Here is an 18784-nt window from a genome sequence, read left to right on the forward strand (position 1 = left end):
CCTTCCCCATGCCGTTGTCGTCGCACACCCAGTTTGGCGCTGCGCTGTCGTTTGCCGCGGACTCCGTCGAACGAACCATGGATCGGCTGCTGCCGGCGGGCACCTCGGGCGAGGCGCGCGTCTTCGAGGCGATGCGCTATTCGAGCCTGGGCGGCGGCAAGCGGCTGCGCGCCTTCTTCGTGCTGGCCGGCGCCACCCTGTTCAAGGTCGGGACCTTGCCCGCCCTGCGAACCGCCAGCGCCATCGAGTTCGTGCACGCCTATTCGCTGATCCACGACGACCTGCCGGCGATGGACGACGACGATCTGCGGCGCGGCAAGCCGTCCTGCCACCGGCAATACGACGAGGCGACGGCCATCCTGGCCGGCGATGCGCTGCAGGCGCTGGCTTTCGAGGTGCTGGCGCACGAGGACACGCATGGCGATCCGGCGGTACGCGTGGCGCTGGTGGCCGAACTGGCGAAGGCCGCTGGCGCCCGCGGCATGGTGGGCGGGCAGATGCTCGACCTGCTGGCCGAGGAGGAGGGCTCCGACCAGTCGATCGGCGCCATCACCCACCTGCAACGATTGAAGACGGGCGCGTTGATCTCGTTCTCCTGCACCGCGGGTGCGATCCTGGGCAAGGCCAGCGACACGATGCGGGCTGCACTCTCGGCCTATGCCCACGATCTTGGCCTCGCCTTCCAGATCGTCGATGACCTGCTCGATATCGAGGGCGACGCGGCCGAACTTGGCAAGGCCACGGGCAAGGATGAAGCGGCGGGCAAGGCGACGTTCGTGTCCATCCTGGGCGTCGAGCGGGCGCGGGCCCAGGCGGGGATGCTGGCGCGACAGGCCGCCGCGCATCTCGAGCCGTTTGGCGAGGCGGCGGATTTGCTAAAGCAAGCCACAGAATTCGTCGTGGCGCGTCGCACTTGAAGTTGGGGCGGAAGCTTCCGTCCAGGAGTATGATAGTTCAATGACCGGCCCCAGTACGACGCCGCTCCTCGATACCGTCGACGTTCCCGCCGACATCCGCCGCCTGCGCGCCGACCAGCTGCGCCAGCTGGCCGATGAACTGCGCCAGGAGACGATCTCGGCCGTCTCGGTCACCGGCGGCCATCTCGGCGCCGGCCTGGGCGTCGTCGAGCTGACCGTGGCGCTGCATTACGTCTTCAACACGCCCAAGGACCGTCTGATCTGGGACGTCGGCCACCAGGCCTACCCGCACAAGATCGTCACCGGCCGCCGCAGCCGTATCCGCACCCTGCGCCAGGAAGGCGGGCTATCGGGCTTCACGCGGCGTTCCGAGAGCGAGTACGACCCGTTCGGTGCGGCCCATTCCTCGACCTCGATCTCGGCCGGCCTCGGCATGGCCGTGGCGCGCGACCTAGCCGGCGGCTCCAACAACGTGATCGCCGTGATCGGCGACGGGGCGCTCAGCGCCGGCATGGCCTACGAGGCGATGAACAATGCGGGCGCGCTGCGCTCGCGGCTGATCGTGGTGCTGAACGACAACGACATGTCGATCGCGCCGCCGGTCGGCGCGCTGTCCGGCCATCTCTCGCGCCTCCTGTCGGGCCGGCCCTACGTCACCCTGCGCAACCTCGGCCGCTCCTTCGCCGAGAACCTGCCCAAGCCGCTGGAGCTTGCGGCCCGGCGCGCCGAGGAATTCGCCCGCGGCTTCGTGGCCGGCGGCACGCTGTTCGACGAGCTGGGCTTCTACTATGTCGGCCCGGTCGACGGTCACAATCTCGACCACCTGCTGCCGGTGCTGAAGAACGCGCGCGACAGCCAGCTCGACAAGCCGATCCTGGTCCATGTCGTCACCAAGAAGGGCAAGGGCTATGCCCCAGCCGAGGCGAGTGCCGACAAGTATCATGGCGTCGTGAAATTCGACGTCATCACCGGCAAGCAGTCCAAGCCGGTCGCCAACGCGCCGCAATACACTTCCGTGTTCGCCAAGGCGCTGATGGCCGAGGCGGAGGCCGACAAGAAGATCGTGGCGATCACCGCGGCGATGCCCTCGGGCACCGGCCTCGACAAGTTCGCCGAGCGCTTTCCCGAGCGCACCTTCGACGTGGCGATCGCCGAGCAGCACGGCGTCACCTTCGCGGCCGGCCTGGCGACCGAGGGCTTCAAGCCGTTCACCGCGATCTACTCGACCTTCCTGCAGCGCGCCTTCGACCAGGTCGTGCACGACGTCGCGCTCCAGAAGCTGCCGGTGCGCTTTGCCATCGATCGCGCCGGTCTCGTCGGCGCCGACGGTGCCACGCATGCCGGCTCCTTCGACGTGGCCTATCTCGGCAACCTGCCGGACTTCGTGATTATGGCGGCGGGCGACGAGCTCGAGCTGATGCACATGGTGGCAACGGCGGCGCAGATCGACGACCGTCCCTCGGCCTTCCGCTATCCGCGCGGCGAGGGCGTCGGCGTCGAGCTGCCGGCCAAGGGTACGCCGCTGGAGATCGGCAAGGGCCGGATCGTGCGCGAGGGCACGAAGATCGCGATCCTGAATTTCGGGGCGCGCCTGCAGGAGTGCCTGCTGGCGGCCGAGGATCTTGGCGCCAAGGGGCTCAGCACCACGGTGGCCGATGCCCGCTTTGCCAAGCCGCTCGACACCGACCTGATCCGCCGCCTCGCGCGCGAGCACGAGGTGCTGATCACGATCGAGGAGGGCTCGGTCGGCGGCTTCTCGAGCTTCGTGCTGCACTATCTCGCGACGTCGGGCCTGCTCGACAGCGGCCTCAAGGTGCGGCCGATGGTTCTGCCCGATCGCTTCCTCGACCACGCCGCACCGGCGAAGCAATACGAATGGGCTGGCCTCAATGCGCCGCAGATCGTGGCGACGGCGCTCGCCGCACTCGGCCAGCAGTCGGAGCGCGCGCGCGGCTAACCGCGCGGGTCGATCGGCGTGAGGCGCGGGGCGTGCGCCTCGACGATCTCCGCCGCATCGAGGCATAGGTCCTCGCGGAAGCGGGCAGCAATGACCTGAACGCCGACCGGCGTGCCATCGGCAAGACCGGTCGGTACCGAAACCGAAGGATAGCCCAGCACGGGCGTTGCGAGCAGGCAGTGCTGCGCCGCCATCATGTGGTCGACCACCGGCTGATCCTGCAGGTCGAGCCCGTCGGGGAAGGGCAGGACGTGCGACACCGGCACGACCGCCACCGCATATTGCGCAAAGAATAGCGACCAGGCCCGCATGAGCGCGAGGCGCGGACCGAACGCGTCAAGCAGGCCGTCGGCATCGACCTCCGGCACGTAGCGCAGATGGCCCTCGACGTTGCGGCGAGCCGCCGCATCGCCCAGCGCCTGCACGGTGGCGACGAAGCCGCGCCGCTCGTCGTTGACGACCATGCGGTGCCACAACTCAGCCGCTTCGGCTAGCTGGGGCGGCGCGATCTCTTCGACGATGTAGCCCGCCGCTTCGAGCGCCTTGCCCGCCGCTACGATCGCGGCTCGGACCTCCGGCATCACGTCGTCGAACGGGGCAGGCGCGATTGCGGCCCGCAACGGGCGGGGTGGCGCCGGACCGACGAGCGGCGCCGGCACCCAGTTGGGATCGCGTGCATCGCCCATCGCCATGGCGGCGAAAGCGAGGCGAACATCCGCGACGGTGCGCGCCAGCGGTCCCTGCACGGACATGAGCTGCGCGGTGATCGGCCGCTCGGCGGCGGCGGACGGATTGAAGGCCGGCACGCGGCCCGGCGTCGGCCGCAGCCCCGCGACGCCGCAGGCATAGGCGGGGTAGCGGATCGAGCCGCCATAGTCGTTGCCGTGCGCGATGGCGCCCATTCCGGCGGCGAGTGCGGTCGCTGCGCCGCCGCTCGACCCGCCGGGCGTCAGCCCCTTGCCCCACGGGTTGCGCGTCGGCCCGTGCAGCTCGTTGTCGGTGAACCAGCGGTGCGAGAAGGCCGGCGTGTTGGTGCGGCCGACGATCACCGCGCCGGCCCTGCGCAGGTTGGCGACGACCGGGGCGTCTTCGGTCGCCACGAGATCACGATAGGCCACCACCCCGTTGGTCGTGGCGCGACCCTTCGTGTCGACGTTGACCTTCACCGTGACGGGCACGCCATGCAGGAGGCCGCAATCAGCTCCACTGCGTCGCGCCTTGTCGGCCTGTCGCGCGGCCTGCAGCGCCTCGTCGGCCATCACGTCGACGACAGCGTTGACCTGCGGATTGACGTCCTCGATGCGACCGAGGACGGAACGGGTTGCCTCCTCGCTGGATACGGCTCCCCGCGCCATCGCTTGCGCCAGGTCGACCGCCGACCAGCGCCAGAGTTCGTCCGTCATGCTCGCATCCCCCGCAACTCAAGAAGCGTAGGGGAGCGAGGATAGAGGCGCGACACTGGCGGTGCCAGCGCGCGGCTGTCCGAGTTCTCAGTCCTTGGGTTGGGGAACGATGCGCAGGTAGGGCTTCGGGGCCTTCCAGCCGTCTGGGAACTTAGCCTTGGCGGCCTCGTCGGAGACGGCCGGGACGATGATCACGTCCTCGCCCTTCTTCCAGTTCACCGGCGTCGCCACCTGGTGCTTGGCCGTGAGCTGGCAGGATTCGAGGAGGCGCAGCACCTCGTCGAAGTTGCGGCCGCTGCTCATCGGGTAGGTGAGCATCGCCTTGATCTTCTTGTCGGGGCCGATGATGAACACCGAACGCACGGTGGCATTGTCGGCGGCGGTGCGGCCTTCCGAGGTCGTGCCGGCGCCCTCGGGGAGCATGTCGTAGGCGGTCGCGACCTTGAGCTCGGGATCGCCGATCATCGGGAAGGTCACGGCGTGACCTTGCGTCTCCTCGATGTCCTTCGCCCACTTGGAGTGGTTGGTCACGGGATCGACCGACAGGCCCAGGATCTTGGTGTTGAGCTTGTCGAACTGCGGCTTGAGGCCGGCCATGTAGCCGAGCTCGGTCGTGCAGACCGGCGTGAAGTCCTTCGGGTGCGAGAACAGGATCGCCCAGCTGTCGCCGATCCACTTGTGGAACTCGATCGGACCCTGGGTCGTCTCGGCCTTGAAGTCGGGCGCGGTCGAATTGATGCGAAGCGTCATGGTGCAGTCCTCCGTTTGCGGACCGCACCTCAACCCTTCCGCGCAGCGAGGTCAAGCCTTGGCAGGAATCCAGCTCGTGAGGCCCAGTCCACCATCAACTTCTACCGTCGTGCCCACGACATAACGGCCAAATCTTTCCGACAGGATAGCGACGGCCACCTGGGCAATGTCGTCGGGCGTTCCGGCGCGGCCCAGCGGGATCTGGGCGACGAGGGCGTCGAGGTTGCCGGCGACGAAACCGCCGCCCGGGATCGCGCCCGGCGCAATGGCGTTAACCCTAATGCCCTCGGGCGCCAGCACTCGGGCGAGTTCTTTCATCACCATCGTCATGCCGGCCTTGGAGGCACTGTAGTGCGGCAGGTTGCGCGGCGTCTCGCGGTGCTGCGACGTCACCAGGATCATGCGGCCCTTGATCCCGTTGTCGCGCATGTGACGCCCCACCTCGCGGCCGAGGAAGAAGCCGGAACGCAGGTTGATGTCGGTCATCAGGTCCCACGTCTCCTCGCTGACCGACAGCGGAGTGTCGATCTCCAGCCGCCGCGGGCTCGCGGCGTGGACGAACAGGGAGATGGTGCCGAGTTTCTTCACGGCACCGTCGAGGAGGTTCTTCCAGCCGTCGCGCTTCGAAAGGTCGGCGGCGAGGAAATCGATGCCGTCCTCGGCGGGCGGGGCGGCGATGTCGCTGCCGAGCACGATCGCGCCCTCGGCCTTCAGTGCCTTGGCGATGCCGCGGCCGATGCCGCCGGCGCAGCCGGTGATCAGGGCGCGTTCACCCTCGAGAAGTTTCATGCTCATGCCCGCCATGCTAGCAGGACAATCGAAGGGAGACAGTATTGGCGAAGACGCGGCTGGACGTGGCGCTGGTCGAGCGCGGGCTGGTGGAAACACGCGCCGCAGCGCAGCGGCTGGTCATGGCCGGGCTGGTCTTCTCGAACGACCGGCGGCTGGACAAGGCGGGGCAGGCGGTTGCCGAGGACACGCCGCTCGAAGTGCGCGGCCAGCTCCATCCCTATGTCTCGCGCGGCGGCCTGAAGCTCGAGAAGGCGCTGGATCACTTCGCCATTCCCGTGACGGGCCGCATCGCGCTCGATGTCGGCTCCTCGACGGGAGGGTTCACCGACTGCCTGCTGCAGCGCGGGGCGGCGAAGGTCTATGCCGTGGATGTCGGCACCAACCAGCTCGCCTGGAAGCTGCGCACCGATCAGCGCGTCGTCTCGATGGAGAAGACCAACATCCGCGACGTCACGCGCGCGGAAATCCCCGAGCCGATCGACCTCGTGGTCTGCGATGCCTCGTTCGTGGGCCTGCGGCTCATCCTGCCGGCCGCGCTCGCACTTGCGGCGCCGGGCGCGCATCTCGCGGCGCTGATCAAGCCGCAGTTCGAGGTCGGCAAGGGCCGCGTCGGCAAGGGCGGCATCGTGCGCGAGCCGGAGCTGCACACCGAAGTCGTCGAGACGATCTCGTCCTGGCTGGCCAAGCAACCGGGCTGGCAGGTGCTGGGTGTGACGGAGAGCCCGATCACCGGCGCGGAAGGGAATAAGGAATTTCTCATAGCCGCTCAATTGTCATCCTGAGCGAAGCGAAGGATCCTTCGCTTGCTCAGGATGACAAAAGGGGGCTAGCGAACCGCGCGGGTCACCCTGAACTTGTTGTTGTCGGCCAGCGTCTCGAACGACGCGAAGTTCGCCTTGAGCAGCGGCTCGTAGGGCAGGCCGCGATTGGCGACCATGTAGAGGCGACCGCCAGGTTTCAGCGCGCGGGCGGCGACGGCGATGAAGCCCTGGCCCAGCGCGGGTTCGGCGGCGCGGCCGGCATGGAAGGGCGGATTGCAGACGATGGCGTCGTAGGTCGCGGGCGCGGCTTCGTTGATCAGGTCGAGCCAATGGAACGTCGCGCGTGGATCGGTGACGTTCGCACGCGCTGCCTCGACCGCGCGGTGTTCGGCGTCGATGCAGTCGATCTTCGTAACGGCGGGGCAGGTCGCCAGAACGTGCCGCGTGAGGAAGCCCCAGCCGCAGCCGAAGTCGGCGACATGGCCTGAGAGGTCATGCGGCAGGTGCGCCGCGAGCAGGGCGGAGCCGTCGTCGATGTGATCCCAGGAAAAGACGCCGGGCTGGCTCAGCCACGAGCCGTCGCCGACCGGCTGCAAAGTCGTGAGCTGCTTCCAATAGTCGGGTGGTGGGCGTTCGCCCTTCGTGAACCAGAAGACGCGGCTGTGGAACTTCGAGAGCGTATCGACGCCGCCGAAGGCCTTGCCGACATGCTTCTCCAGGCTCGCGGCACCGTCGTCGTTGGCGCCGGCGCAGGCCAGCGTTCCGCCCGGCGCGAGCAGGGCCCAGCCGCGCGCGATGTTGGCGAAATTCTCCTCCTTGTGCTTGGTCAGCAGCACGAGGCCGAGTTCATGCCCGCCGCTTTCCAGCCGCGGCACGGCCTGCTTCAGGCGAAGAAAGGCCGGCCGGAACGACTGCTCCGCGTCGATCTCCGCAAAGGGCGGATCCTCGGCGCGCAGGAAGAACGCCCGCCTGGCGGCGAGCGCTCCGATGTCGAAGGCGTGGGCGAGGGCGCGGGTCGCCTGGCTCACGGAACGAGGACGGCCCGCCCCATGATCAGGCCCTTGCGCAGCTCCTGCAGCGTCGCGTCGGCCTCGTCGAGCGTGCGCTTGATGACCGGCACCGGAGTCACCTTGCCGGCGGTGACGAGGTCCATCATCTCCTTCATCTCGCCGGGGCTGCCGGTGACCGAGCCCACGATCTGGCAGCCGGTGAAGGCGAACATCGGCATCGGCAGCGAGAAGGTGCCGCCGAACAGGCCGACGACGACCAGGCGGCCGCCGCGCGCCAGTGCGCGGACGCCGAACTGCGCGGTGCTGTCGGCGCCCACGAAGTCGATGGCGGCGCCGACGCCGGTACCTTCCGTCAGCTCGAAGATCTTCTTGCGGGCATCCTTGTCGCGCGGGTCGACGGCGGCGAAGGCGCCATTGTCCAGCGCCAGCTTGCGCTTGCCCTCGTCGATGTCGGCCACGATCGGCGCGCGGCCCAGCACCGACTGGGCGAACTTCACGCCCATCATGCCGACGCCGCCAGCGCCGATCACCAGGATGGGCTTGCCGCCATCCTCGCCGACCGCCTTCTTCACCGCGCTGAAGGCGGTGATGCCGGAGCAGGCATAGAGGCAGGCGAGTTCCGTGGGGATGTCGCCGTAGGGGTAGAGATACTTCGCATCGGGCACGAGGACGTGGTCGGCGTAGCCGCCATCCTTGTTGACGCCGAGGGCCCGCGGGGCGGGGCAGAGATGCTCGCGGCCGTTGGTGCAGTACCAGCAGCTGCCGCAGCCGATCCACGGATAGACGACGGCCTTGTCGCCGACCTTGGCGCCCTTGGCGTCGGGACCCAGCGCCACGACCTCGCCCACGATCTCGTGGCCCATGGTGCGCGGCGGGTTCATCGTCTTCTGCGTCGACACCTTGTTGCCGCCGCCCATGTCGAAGAAGCCTTCCCACAGGTGGACGTCGCTGTGGCAGACGCCGGCGGCGGTGATCTTGACCAGCACCTCGGCGCCCTGCGGCGCGGGATTGCTCTCCTCGACCTTCTGCAGCGGCTGGCCGAATTCGACGACCTTGTAGCTCTTCATTGGGACTCTCTCCGTTATGGACGGGGCGGAGAATATGCCGAAAGAGGCGCGCCGTCTTCGTGACACGCCATCCAGGAATCTCGCAGAACGGTCCATGTTCAAAATTTTCGAAAGTTTCGAAAATCCGTTTACTTACGAGGATGCTTGCGGCAGGCTCTATTTCAACGACGTTCAAATTAAATAAACGTCGAAGGAGGAAACAAAATGCGCGAGCGGATGGGCTCATGGCGTCGTCGCCGTGTCTTGACTGGATTGCTGGGCTCGACGGCGCTGCTGGCGGCGCCGGCCATCGGTCGCGCGGCGCCCTCGGGCAAGCCGGTGAGGGTGGGCGGTACCCTCTCGCTGACGGGCTTCCTGGCGCAGACCGCGGTCATCCACAAGATCGCTTCGGAGATCATGGTCGAGGAGATCAACAGCCGCGACGGCTTCCTCGGCCGACCCGTCGAATATGTGCTGCTCGACGACCAGTCCAAGCCGGACGTGGCGCGCAGCCTCTACGAGAAGCTGATCACCGTCGACAAGGTCGACCTGATCCAGGGCCCCTATGCGACGGCGCCGATCCTGGCGGCGATGGGCGTGGCCCAGCGCTACGGCAAGGTCATCATCCAGAGCAGCATGGGTATCCCCAAGCTGCAGACCTACGACATGGCCTTTCCGGCGACGCCGTTCGGCCCGGAGCCCGACAAGACCTATCCCAACGTGATCCTCGATGCCATGGCCAGCCTGCCGGCGCCTCCGAAGAGCATGGTGGTCCTTACCAGCAAGTTCCCCTCGGCCCAGTTCATGGCGCACGGCATGAAGACCGAAGCCGAGAAGCGCGGCGTGAAGGTGCCGCTCTATCTCGAATACGAGGCCGGAAACCGCGACTTCGGCGCCATCGCCGCGCGCGTGAAGGAGGCCAATGCCGACTTCCTGTGGGTCGGTTCGCTGGGCCTGGAGAGCAACCAGATACTCGAAGCGTTGAAGAAGCTCGAATACGCACCGAAGGGCAGCTTCCATCTCTATCCCGCGCCGGGGCCGCTGGCGCTGTCGCCCGACGGCAATCTCGCCTGGTCGTCGACCTTCCTCGAACCGGACGAACCCTTCATGAGCCGGCCCGGGGTCGCCAAGATTGCTGCGGCCTACAAGGAGCGCGCCACCAAGGCCAACCTGCCGTATCCGCTGATCGATGCGCAGGCGGCTGGCATGGTTTCGGAATGGCAGATCCTCGAGCAGGGCGTGAACGGCGCCAAGAGCCTCGAGGACAAGCAGATCGCGGCCTTCCTGAAGAAGAACGTGGTGAACACGATCTACGGGCCGCTGAAGTTCGATGGCCTCTACAATCACGGTGCCCCGGCGCAGCTCATCCGGCAGGTGCAGAACAAGGAATGGAAGGTCGTCTGGCCCAGGGAGTTCGCGGCGCCCGGCGTGAAGCTGCTGTCGTAGCGATCGATGCCGAGTGCAACGCTTCTCGGCCAGGCGCTGATCTCGGGCGTCCTGGCCGGCGGAATGTACGGATTGCTGGCGCTGGGTCTCAGCCTGAGCTGGGGCCTGCTGCGGCTGGTCAATCTCAGTCATTTCGCGCTGGCCTTCCTCGCGGCCTACCTGACCTACGAGCTGGGCACGACCTATCATGTCGAGCCGTGGTGGTCGGTGCTGGTCATCGTGCCGGCGATGTTCGCGATCGGCCTGGCGCAGCACTGGGTGTTCGTCCGCTTCAAGGTGAACGAGCTGGGCTCGCTGCTGATCACCTTCAGCTTCGCCGTCATGCTCGAGGTCGGCATCCAGCTCTACTGGACGGCCGACTATCGCCGCTTCGAGACGCACTACGCGACCTGGTCGATCAAGGCGGGTCCGTTCTACATCCCGGTGCTGGAGCTGATCCTCTGCCTGGTGGCCGGCATGCTGGCCTGGGGCACCTGGCTGTGGCTGCGCAAGACCTATGTCGGCAAGGCGCTGCGGGCGAGCGCGGAGGATGCCGATATCGCGGCGGCCTACGGCATCGATCACCGCAGGCTCGCCTATCTCGTGTCAGGGATCGGCGCAGCCTATGCCGGTGTCGCCGGCACCTTCATCGCGTTGATCGCGACCCTGGCGCCGGCCCAGATCTGGGCGTGGCTGGGCGTCGTCTTCGCGGTGGTGATCATCGGCCGGCTGGGCAATCCGCTGGGCGCGCTGTTCGCCGGACTGCTGATCGGTGCCAGCGAATCGATCGCCATGGCGGTCTTCAGCCCGGCCTGGGCCCCCGTCGTGTCCTTTTCGGTGCTGATCGCCATCCTGCTGTGGGATCCGGAGTGGTCATGACGGCCGGACAGACCCTTCCAAAGGCCGCTGCGGCGCTGGGCATCATCGTCTTCGCGATCCTGCCGACGGCGGGCCTGCCGGCCTTCTACGATTCGTTCTTCTATCTCGTCTTCTTCTGGATCTCGCTGTCGACGAGCTGGGCCTTGCTCTCGGGCTTCGCGGGTTATTTCAGCCTGGGCCATGCCGCCTTCTTCGGCGTCGGCATGTACACGACCGCGACGCTCACGACCAAGGCGGACATGCCGTTTCTGGCGACGGTACCGCTCGCCGCGGCAATGGCGGCGCTGCTGGGCGTCGGGGTCGGCGCGGTCGTCTTCCGCATGAAGCGGCTGCGCGGCGAGCTGTTCGCGCTGCTGACGCTCGCGGTCACCTTCGTGATCGCGACGATCATCCTCAACACGCCGATCGACGGTGGCGCCGGCGTGTTCATGAGCGCCGTGCCGCTGCCGCACCTGATGCCGACGCAGACCGGCACGATCTACATGCTGGGCTTTGCAATGTGCGTGCTGACGCTCGGCATCGCCTGGTGGGTCGCTCATTCGCGGCTCGGCCTCGGCCTGTTCGCCATCCACGACGACGAGGATGTCGCCGAGGCCAAGGGCGTGCCGACCTTCCGCTACAAGCTGATCGCCTTCGCCCTGTCGGCCGGCATCGCCGGCGCGGTGGGCGGCATCCACGCGATGTATGTCGGCTTCCTCACGGTGGGCGGCACGTTCGAGCTCACCGTGCCGCTCTATGTCGTGCTGATGAGCGTGCTGGGCGGTTCGCGCAGTTGGTTCGGTCCCGCCATCGGCGCCACGGTCATCACGGCGCTGCTCTACGCCTTCATCAGCGGCGGCGAAGCGATGGTGGGCCGCGCCGTGGTCGGGCTGATCCTGATCCTCGCCATCCTGTGGCTGCCCGACGGTGTCGTGCCGGCCATCCAGGCCTGGATGAAGCGGCGCCGGACGGTCGAGGAGAAGACGCACGCCGCCGTGGTGCCGGTCGTCCCGGCAACGCCGCCACAGATCAGCACGCGCAACATCCTGGAGGCGAGGGGCGCGGCCAAGCGCTTCGGCGGCCTGCAGGCACTGGCCGGCGTCGATCTCGACGTGCGTGAGGGCGAGATCCTGGGCCTGGTCGGGCCGAACGGCTCGGGCAAGACCACCCTGATCAACGTCATCTCGGGCTTCTATCCGCTGACCGGCGGCACGATCACGGTCGACGGGGCGGAGATCGGGCACCTGCCGGCGCACGAGATTGCGCGCCGCGGCGTGGCGCGCACCTACCAGATACCGCGGCCCTTCACGAACATGACCGTGCTCGACAATGTGGCGATGGCCGCGACCTTCGGCGGCCCGCCGCGCAGCGCCGCCGAGATCAGGGCCGAAGCACTGCATTGGATCGGCTTCACCGGCCTCGCCGGCAAGGAAGAGGCGTTGCCGGCCGAGTTGAACCTGCACGAGCGCAAGTTCCTGGAGCTGGCGCGCGCGCTGGCGGCAAAACCCAAGCTGCTGCTGCTCGACGAGGTCCTGTCCGGCCTCAATCCGGCCGAGGTCGACAATGCCATCCGGCTGGTGCGCGCGATCCGGGCGCAGGGCGCCACCATCGTCTTCGTCGAGCATCTCATGCGAGCCGTGGTCGAACTCTCCGACCGGGTCGCTGTCCTGAACGAGGGCAAGCTCTTCGCGCTGGGAGCCCCGCGCGAGGTCATGCGCGATCCTCGTGTCGTCAGCATCTATCTCGGCAAAGCCTATGCTGCTTGAAGTCCGCAACCTCCACGTCGGCTACGGCGACGCATCCGCCGTCTGGGACGTCTCGCTCGACGTCGATGCCGGCGAGATCGTCTCGGTGATCGGGCCCAACGGCGCGGGCAAGACGACGCTGATCAATGCCATCGCCGGCATGCTGCGCTGCCGGTCGGGCGACCTGCGTTTCGACGGGGCCGACATGAAGCGGGTGCGGGCGCACGGCTATTGCGGTCACGGCATCGCACTGGTGCCCGAAGGGCGGCGGCTGTTCACCAAGATGACGGTCGAGGAGAACCTGGAGCTCGGCTGCTACCTGCCGGGGCCGCGCGCCGCACGGGTCCAGTCGCTGGAGCGGGTCTACGATCTGTTCCCGATCCTGCGCCAGAAGCGCAGCCAGCCGGCCGGCGAGCTGTCGGGCGGGCAGCAGCAGATGGTGGCGATCGGCCGGGCGCTGATGGCGCAGCCGCGAATCGTCCTGTTCGACGAGCCGTCGCTCGGGCTCGCGCCGACCATCGTCGACGATATGTTCGATATCATCGGCCGGGTGCGCGACGACGGCGCCGCGGTGCTGCTGGTCGAACAGAACGTGGTGAAGGCGCTGAGCGTCGCCGACCGCGCCTACGTGCTGGAACAGGGGCGCATCGTGGCGACCGGCCTGCCGGACGAGCTGATGAAACAACCGCACATCCGCGAAGCCTATCTGGGAGTTTGAGGAGCCTTCATGGCCAAAGTCCTATCCACCGTCCCGTTCGAGGGCGCCAACGAGAACCTGTCGGCGACCACCGCGCCGCAGGATGTCAGCCGCGAGGATGCCGCGACCTTCGATGTCCTGCGAAAGATCCGCGAGGACATCCTGTGCTGCGTGCTGAAGCCCGACCAGAAGCTGAAGTTCGGCGAGCTGCGCCAGCGCTACGACACCAGCGTCGGCACCCTGCGCGAGGCGCTGTCGCACCTCGTATCGGAGGGCCTCGCGCGCACCGAGACGGGGCGCGGCTTCCAGGTGTCGCCGATCTCGCTGGCCGACTTCCTCGATCTCTCGGAGCTGCGCGTCTATCTCGAGACCAAGACGCTGGCCGACGCCATCCGCCACGGCACCGATTCCTGGGAAGCCGAGATCGTCAGCTCGTACTTTTTGCTGAGCAAGCTCGCGGCGCCCAAGCAGGACGATCCGCTGTCGGTGAAGCAGGAGTGGGGCAAGCGCCACAAGCGCTACCACGATGCGCTGGTGGCGACCTGCCGCTCGCCCTGGTCGCTGCATTACCGCAGCGAGCTGTTTGACCAGGCGCGCCGCTATCACTGGCTGACCATGATCCACAGCCGGCTGCATCGCCGGAACGAGCATCTCGAGATCCGCGACGCGGTGCTCGCGCGCGAGTCCGATCTCGCCTGCTCCCTGCTGGAGCAGCACATCCGTACCACCGTCGAGCAGGCGGTGGCCGACGTTCCGGGATTGATCCGAGGCAATGCCCGCGTGCTCAAGCCCAAGCGCCGCAAGAACTAAGGAGGACACCATGGACACGATTCAGAAGGCAGCGAGTTACGATGTCGGCGGCGTGCGCTATCCGCGGCCGTTCAAGATCCGCCGGCTTGGACATTTCGGCTTCAATGTTGCCGAAATGGACAAAGGGCTCGATTTCTATTCCCGCCTGCTGGGCTTCCGCATCACCGACACGCGCGACCTGTCGAAGATTCCCGGACGCGAGGAGGTGGCAAAGCGGCTAGGCGACCCGCGCATCGTCTTCATGAGCCACAATTCCGACCACCACGCCTTCCTGCTGGCGCACAAGTCGCTGGGCGCGATCTTCGGCGACGATGCCGTCTCGCGCGACGTCACGGTGAACCAGATCACCTGGCAGGTCGGCACGATGGATGAGGTGTTTGCCGCGGCCGACTATTTCCGCGAGCACGATGTCGAGATCCGCAGGGTCGGTCGCGACATGCCGGGCAGCAACTGGCACACCTACATTCGCGATCCCGACGGTCACACGGTCGAGCTCTATTACGGCATGGAGCAGATCGGCTGGGACGGCCGCTCCAAGCCGGAATCGATGTACTACCGCGCCTTCCGCGAGACGCCCGAGCTGCCGCAGATCTCCGAGGAGCAGGAGGTGCGCGATGCTGTCGCCAAGGGCATCGACATCAATGCCGGCAACGTCATCCAGGACCGCACGGGCGAGGAGTTCGTCGTCGCCGGCACGCGCCTGCCGCGGCCGTTCAAGGTCACCAGCATCGGCCCGATGAGCCTGTTTGTGGCCGATGTCGGTGCCTCCGAGGCCTTCTACACGCAGACGATGGGCTTCATCCGCACGGAGGTCGTGACCTGGAAGGGCCATCGCTGCGTCTTCCTGCGTAACGGCAGCGAGCACCATTCGCTCTCGCTGTTTCCCAAGGTGCTGCGTGGCGAGCTTGGGCTGAATCCCGACACGAGCTGCGCCTCGATGGGCGTGGAGGTCGGCAGCTACCAGCAGCTCCGCGATGCGGTGGCCTTTTTGAAGAAGCACGGCGTGCAGTTCACCGATGCCATCCCGCCCGAACTCTATCCCGGCGTCGACTATGCCGCGCACATTCTCGATCCGGCCGGCCACTGCATCATGCTGCACTACTACATGGAGCGCATCGGCTGGGACGGCAAACCGCGTCCGGCTGAGCTGCGCCGCAAAGTCGGCAAGGACTGGCCGGCAGCGATCGAGCCGATGTCCGACACCTATGCCGATCAGACGTTCATGGGACCGTTGGGATAACGACGGCCCGAACAATGAAAAACAGGAGGAGGAAACATGAGACGCAGGACTTTGCTGATGTCTGCCGCGGCGGCGGCGGTCGGCGCACCCGCAATCGCGCGTGCGCAGGCCTACCCGTCGCAGACCATTCGCCTGATGCACGGCTACGATGCCGGGTCCAACCCTGACACCATCGCCCGCCATCTCAGCGTGCCGCTGACCGAGATCTTCGGCCAGCAGATCGTCATCGAGCCACGGCCCGGGGCGGCCGAGCGGCTGGCGGCCAGCCAGATCGCGCGCATGAAGCCCGATGGCTATACGCTTTACCTGATGACGGGCGGGCAGGCGGTGGTGTCGGCCACCGACCGCAGCCTGACCTACGATCTGCTGAAGGATTTCGACTTCATCTCGATCGTCACGCGCTTTCCCTTCGTGCTCACTGTGGCGCCGGAGTCGCGCTTCAAGACGCTCCAGGCCTATATCGAGGAGGGCAAGCGCGAGCCCGGCAAGCTCACCTACGGCACGTCGGGTGTGGGATCGACGCTCCACATGGCGATGGAGCTGATCCTCGAGAAGACCGGCGCGAAGATGACCCACGTCCCCTACAAGGGTGGCATCGGGCAGCCCTTCAACGACCTCGTGGGCGGCCGGCTCGACATGCATGTCGTGACGTTCTCCAACGCCCAGCCGCTGATGAAGACCGACAAGCTGCGGGCGTTGGCCGTCACGTCGAAGGAGCGGCATCCGGGCTTTCCCGATGTGCCGACCGTCGCGGAGACGGTGGTGCCTGACTACGACATCGTCTCCTGGCTGGGTTTCACCGCGCCGGCCGGTTTGCCGCCCGCCATCCAGGCTCGCCTCTATGAGGCGTTCAAGCAGGCGATGGCTCGGCCGGACATCAAGGCCAAGCTGGAAGAGCTGGGCAACGACACGCGTGTCAGCAGTCCGGCTGAATTCCGGGCGCGGGTGGAAGCCGACATGGCACGGTGGCGTCCGCTCGCCCATGTCGTCAGCCAGTCCTAAAGTCAGATCGCGCGTTCGCGGGAGAGAGAGCGTCATGAGCAAGTATGGAATCGGCCAGTCGGTATTGCGTTTCGAGGACCCGCGCCTGCTGCGTGGGCAGGGCCGCTTCGTCAATGACATCAATTTGCATGGGCAAGCCTATGCGGTCTTCGTTCGCTCTCCCCACGCCCATGCGAAGATCCGGTCGATCAACACCGATGCCGCGGCGGCGGCGCCCGGCGTTCTCGCCGTCTACACAGGCCACGATGTGGTCGCCGACGGGCTCGGCATGCCCAAGGCCAACATGCCGAGGAAGCGGCCCGACGGTAAGCCGATGTACGCACCGCAGCGGCCGGCGCTCGTCGTCGATCGCGTGCGCTATGTCGGCGATCCGGCGGCGATGGTGATTGCCGACACGCTGGCGGAAGCCAAGGACGCCGCCGAGCTGGTCGAGATCGACTATGAGCCGATCCCTTCGGTGACCTTGACCGAGGACACGGTGAAGCCGGGCGCACCAGCGGTCTGGGACGACTGCCCCGACAATATTTCCAATTTCATCGAGCGTGGGAACAAGGCTGCAACCGAGGAGGCGATCAAGGGCGCGGCCAGGGTCATCAAGCGCCGCTACGTCATCACGCGCGTGCATGCCCAGTACATGGAGCCGCGCGGCACCCTGGGCGTCTACGACCAGGGCGAGGACCGCATGACGCTCTATGCGGATGTGCAGTATCCCCATCGCGTGCGCAACATGCTGGCGCAGAACGTGTTCAAGGTGCCCGAGAGCAAGATGCGGGTGATCACGGGCGATGTCGGCGGCGGCTTCGGCACCAAGGGCTGGCAGTATGTCGAGCATCGATTGACCTTGTGGGCGGCGCGCAAGCTGCTGCGGCCGGTCAAGTGGTGCTGCGAGCGCTCCGAGGCGGTGATGGCCGACGAGCATGGCCGCGACAATGTCGGCGAGCTCGAGCTGGCGCTCGACGCCGATAACAAGTTCGTCGCGCTGCGCCTCAACATGCTGGCCAATATCGGCGCCTATGTCGGCTCGGACCGCAACCTGCTGTCGCCCTTCGGCATGATCGGCACGGTGCTGGGCGTCTACCTGATTCCCAAGGCCTACATCAACGTGGTGGGCGTGCTCTCCAACACTAACCCGACGGCGCCTTATCGCGGCGCGGGGCGTCCGGAGGCCATCTACCTGATCGAGCGCCTGATCGACGATGCGGCCCGCGAACTGGGCGTCGACCGGGTCGAGCTGCGGCGCAAGAACATGCTGTCGGAGGCGGCCCTGCCGTACCAGAGCCCGGTCGGGCCGTTCTACGATTGCGGCGAGTTCGAGAAGAACATGGACATGGCGCTGAAGCTCGCCGACGTGGCGGGCTACCCAGCGCGGGCCGACGAATCGAAGAAGCGCGGCAAGCTGCGCGGACTCGGCATCATCAATGCGATCGAACAGGCGGCCGGCACGGCGCAGCCCGAATATGCCGAGATTCGCTTCAACCCGGCCGGCACGGCGGCACTGCTGATGGGGACGAAGGCCCAGGGGCAAGGCCACGAGACCATGTTCAAGCAGATCCTGAACGAGCGTCTGGGCATCGATCCGCACGACGTGCAGTTCATCGACGGCGACACCGATCGCGTGGCCTTCGGCATGGGCACCAACGGCTCGCGCTCGACGGTGCTGGGTGGTTCGGCGCTGTTCATGGCGGCGGAGAAGGTGATCGAGAAGGGCAAACGCCTGGCCGGGCATCTCCTTGAGGCGGGCGAGCAGGACATCGAGTTCGCCGACGGCACCTTCAAGGTGAAGGGTACGGACAAGACGGTGACGCTGAAGGCCGTCGCGATGGCGGCGTTCAATCCGACCAAGTGGCCGAAGAGCGGTTTCGAGGGCGGGCTCTACGAGAACGCGACCTATCTCGGCGAGAAGGACACCTATCCCAATGGCTGCCACATCTGCGAAGTCGAGGTCGATCCGGACACGGGCGAGGTCAAACTCGACCGCTATGCCGTGGTCGACGATGTCGGCACGGTGATGAACCCGATCGGCCTCAAGGGGCAGATCCACGGCGGCGTGGCGCAGGGCGTCGGCCAGATCCTGGGTGAGCAGGTGATCTGGGACCGCGAGAGCGGCCAGCTGCTGACCGCGAGCTTCCTCGACTACACCATGCCGCGCGCCGACATGATGTGCAGCATGGAGGTGAAGTCGAACCCCGTGCCGACCAAATACAATCCGCTGGGCGCCAAGGGCGCAGGCGAGGCGGGCACGGTGGGCGCGATGCCCGTGGTCATGAACGCCGTGATCGACGCGCTGGCGCCGCTCGGGGTCCGCGACATGGTCATGCCGGCCACGGCGGAGAATGTCTGGCGGGCCATCCAGGCAGCGAAGGGAGCATAA

General features: G+C 66.9%; 16 protein-coding genes. 11 read left to right on the forward strand and 5 right to left on the reverse strand.

The window, feature by feature from the left end; genetic code table 11:
- Positions 1-8 precede the first annotated feature (8 nt).
- Both AC1ROX_RS16970 and dxs read left to right on the forward strand, forming a co-directional pair.
- A complete protein-coding gene (locus AC1ROX_RS16970) occupies positions 9-917 on the forward strand; it encodes a polyprenyl synthetase family protein (protein WP_493127188.1) in 909 nt (302 codons plus the stop codon).
- Between the two features lie 40 nt (positions 918-957).
- Entirely contained in the window at positions 958-2874 is a 1917-nt protein-coding gene (dxs, locus tag AC1ROX_RS16975; RefSeq protein WP_493127189.1) for a 1-deoxy-D-xylulose-5-phosphate synthase, read from the forward strand.
- Here the strand turns inward: dxs and AC1ROX_RS16980 are convergent.
- From AC1ROX_RS16980 to AC1ROX_RS16990, 3 genes are all read right to left on the reverse strand, one after another.
- Positions 2871-4277 (reverse strand): amidase family protein, encoded by a 1407-nt coding sequence (locus AC1ROX_RS16980; protein ID WP_493127191.1) that lies wholly within the window; start codon positions 4275-4277, stop codon positions 2871-2873. The genes dxs and AC1ROX_RS16980 overlap by 4 nt on opposite strands.
- An 87-nt stretch (positions 4278-4364) precedes the next feature.
- Complete coding sequence (locus tag AC1ROX_RS16985) at positions 4365-5027, reverse strand: peroxiredoxin (protein ID WP_493127193.1); 663 nt, start codon at positions 5025-5027, stop codon at positions 4365-4367.
- A 51-nt stretch (positions 5028-5078) separates the two neighbouring features.
- Complete coding sequence (locus AC1ROX_RS16990; protein ID WP_493127195.1) at positions 5079-5822, reverse strand: SDR family NAD(P)-dependent oxidoreductase; 744 nt, start codon at positions 5820-5822, stop codon at positions 5079-5081.
- 38 nt (positions 5823-5860) lie between these two features.
- Here AC1ROX_RS16990 and AC1ROX_RS16995 point away from each other — a divergent pair, with 38 nt between their 5' ends.
- Entirely contained in the window at positions 5861-6601 is a 741-nt protein-coding gene (locus AC1ROX_RS16995; RefSeq protein WP_493127197.1) for a TlyA family RNA methyltransferase, read from the forward strand.
- Between the two features lie 44 nt (positions 6602-6645).
- Here AC1ROX_RS16995 and AC1ROX_RS17000 read toward each other — a convergent pair whose 3' ends face one another.
- Together AC1ROX_RS17000 and AC1ROX_RS17005 are read right to left on the reverse strand one after the other, a co-directional pair.
- Positions 6646-7608, reverse strand: coding sequence for a class I SAM-dependent methyltransferase (locus AC1ROX_RS17000; protein ID WP_493127199.1), 963 nt, complete (start codon positions 7606-7608; stop codon positions 6646-6648).
- The gene (locus tag AC1ROX_RS17005) at positions 7605-8657 is read right to left on the reverse strand and encodes an alcohol dehydrogenase (RefSeq protein ID WP_493127201.1); all 1053 of its coding nucleotides are present in this window, start codon (positions 8655-8657) and stop codon (positions 7605-7607) included. Before AC1ROX_RS17005 ends, AC1ROX_RS17000 begins: the two co-directional genes overlap by 4 nt.
- Positions 8658-8861: 204 nt before the next feature.
- Between AC1ROX_RS17005 and AC1ROX_RS17010 the strand changes: the two genes are divergently transcribed.
- Genes AC1ROX_RS17010 through AC1ROX_RS17045 form a run of 8 tightly spaced genes read left to right on the forward strand, consistent with a single transcriptional unit; the run spans position 8862 to position 18784 of the window.
- Positions 8862-10082 carry an amino acid ABC transporter substrate-binding protein gene (locus AC1ROX_RS17010; RefSeq protein WP_493127203.1) on the forward strand — a complete coding sequence of 407 codons (1221 nt, stop codon included), beginning with the start codon at positions 8862-8864 and terminating at the stop codon, positions 10080-10082.
- A gap of 6 nt (positions 10083-10088) precedes the next feature.
- On the forward strand, positions 10089-10940 hold the full coding sequence (locus AC1ROX_RS17015; protein WP_493127205.1) for a branched-chain amino acid ABC transporter permease: 852 nt from the start codon (positions 10089-10091) through the stop codon (positions 10938-10940).
- A complete protein-coding gene (locus AC1ROX_RS17020) occupies positions 10937-12685 on the forward strand; it encodes a branched-chain amino acid ABC transporter ATP-binding protein/permease (RefSeq protein ID WP_493127207.1) in 1749 nt (582 codons plus the stop codon). The genes AC1ROX_RS17015 and AC1ROX_RS17020 overlap by 4 nt, the downstream gene beginning before the upstream one ends.
- On the forward strand, positions 12675-13382 hold the full coding sequence (locus AC1ROX_RS17025; protein WP_493127209.1) for an ABC transporter ATP-binding protein: 708 nt from the start codon (positions 12675-12677) through the stop codon (positions 13380-13382). The genes AC1ROX_RS17020 and AC1ROX_RS17025 overlap by 11 nt, the downstream gene beginning before the upstream one ends.
- 9 nt (positions 13383-13391) lie before the next feature.
- Complete coding sequence (locus AC1ROX_RS17030; protein ID WP_493127211.1) at positions 13392-14171, forward strand: FCD domain-containing protein; 780 nt, start codon at positions 13392-13394, stop codon at positions 14169-14171.
- Positions 14172-14181: 10 nt separating this feature from the next.
- Positions 14182-15411: a VOC family protein gene (locus AC1ROX_RS17035; protein WP_493127213.1), complete on the forward strand. Its 1230-nt coding sequence runs from the start codon at positions 14182-14184 to the stop codon at positions 15409-15411.
- A 36-nt stretch (positions 15412-15447) separates the two neighbouring features.
- Positions 15448-16413, forward strand: a complete 966-nt coding sequence (locus AC1ROX_RS17040; protein WP_493127215.1) for a Bug family tripartite tricarboxylate transporter substrate binding protein — start codon at positions 15448-15450, stop codon at positions 16411-16413.
- A 34-nt stretch (positions 16414-16447) separates the two neighbouring features.
- Entirely contained in the window at positions 16448-18784 is a 2337-nt protein-coding gene (locus tag AC1ROX_RS17045; RefSeq protein WP_493127217.1) for a xanthine dehydrogenase family protein molybdopterin-binding subunit, read from the forward strand.

It is taken from the genome of Reyranella sp. GW821-FHT14A01 (assembly GCF_058803965.1).

What these genes read in the sequence shown, in the direction of transcription:
- AC1ROX_RS16970 (WP_493127188.1), top strand. Translation starts at nt 9, where the DNA reads ATGCCGTTGTCGTCGCACACCCAGTTTGGCGCTGCGCTGTCGTTTGCC.
- AC1ROX_RS16985 (WP_493127193.1), bottom strand. Translation starts at nt 5,027, where the DNA reads ATGACGCTTCGCATCAATTCGACCGCGCCCGACTTCAAGGCCGAGACG.
- AC1ROX_RS17010 (WP_493127203.1), top strand. Translation starts at nt 8,862, where the DNA reads ATGCGCGAGCGGATGGGCTCATGGCGTCGTCGCCGTGTCTTGACTGGA.
- AC1ROX_RS17005 (WP_493127201.1), bottom strand. Translation starts at nt 8,657, where the DNA reads ATGAAGAGCTACAAGGTCGTCGAATTCGGCCAGCCGCTGCAGAAGGTC.
- AC1ROX_RS17045 (WP_493127217.1), top strand. Translation starts at nt 16,448, where the DNA reads ATGAGCAAGTATGGAATCGGCCAGTCGGTATTGCGTTTCGAGGACCCG.
- AC1ROX_RS17020 (WP_493127207.1), top strand. Translation starts at nt 10,937, where the DNA reads ATGACGGCCGGACAGACCCTTCCAAAGGCCGCTGCGGCGCTGGGCATC.
- AC1ROX_RS17035 (WP_493127213.1), top strand. Translation starts at nt 14,182, where the DNA reads ATGGACACGATTCAGAAGGCAGCGAGTTACGATGTCGGCGGCGTGCGC.
- dxs (WP_493127189.1), top strand. Translation starts at nt 958, where the DNA reads ATGACCGGCCCCAGTACGACGCCGCTCCTCGATACCGTCGACGTTCCC.
- AC1ROX_RS17030 (WP_493127211.1), top strand. Translation starts at nt 13,392, where the DNA reads ATGGCCAAAGTCCTATCCACCGTCCCGTTCGAGGGCGCCAACGAGAAC.
- AC1ROX_RS17040 (WP_493127215.1), top strand. Translation starts at nt 15,448, where the DNA reads ATGAGACGCAGGACTTTGCTGATGTCTGCCGCGGCGGCGGCGGTCGGC.
- AC1ROX_RS17015 (WP_493127205.1), top strand. Translation starts at nt 10,089, where the DNA reads ATGCCGAGTGCAACGCTTCTCGGCCAGGCGCTGATCTCGGGCGTCCTG.
- AC1ROX_RS16980 (WP_493127191.1), bottom strand. Translation starts at nt 4,277, where the DNA reads ATGACGGACGAACTCTGGCGCTGGTCGGCGGTCGACCTGGCGCAAGCG.
- AC1ROX_RS17025 (WP_493127209.1), top strand. Translation starts at nt 12,675, where the DNA reads ATGCTGCTTGAAGTCCGCAACCTCCACGTCGGCTACGGCGACGCATCC.
- AC1ROX_RS16990 (WP_493127195.1), bottom strand. Translation starts at nt 5,822, where the DNA reads ATGAGCATGAAACTTCTCGAGGGTGAACGCGCCCTGATCACCGGCTGC.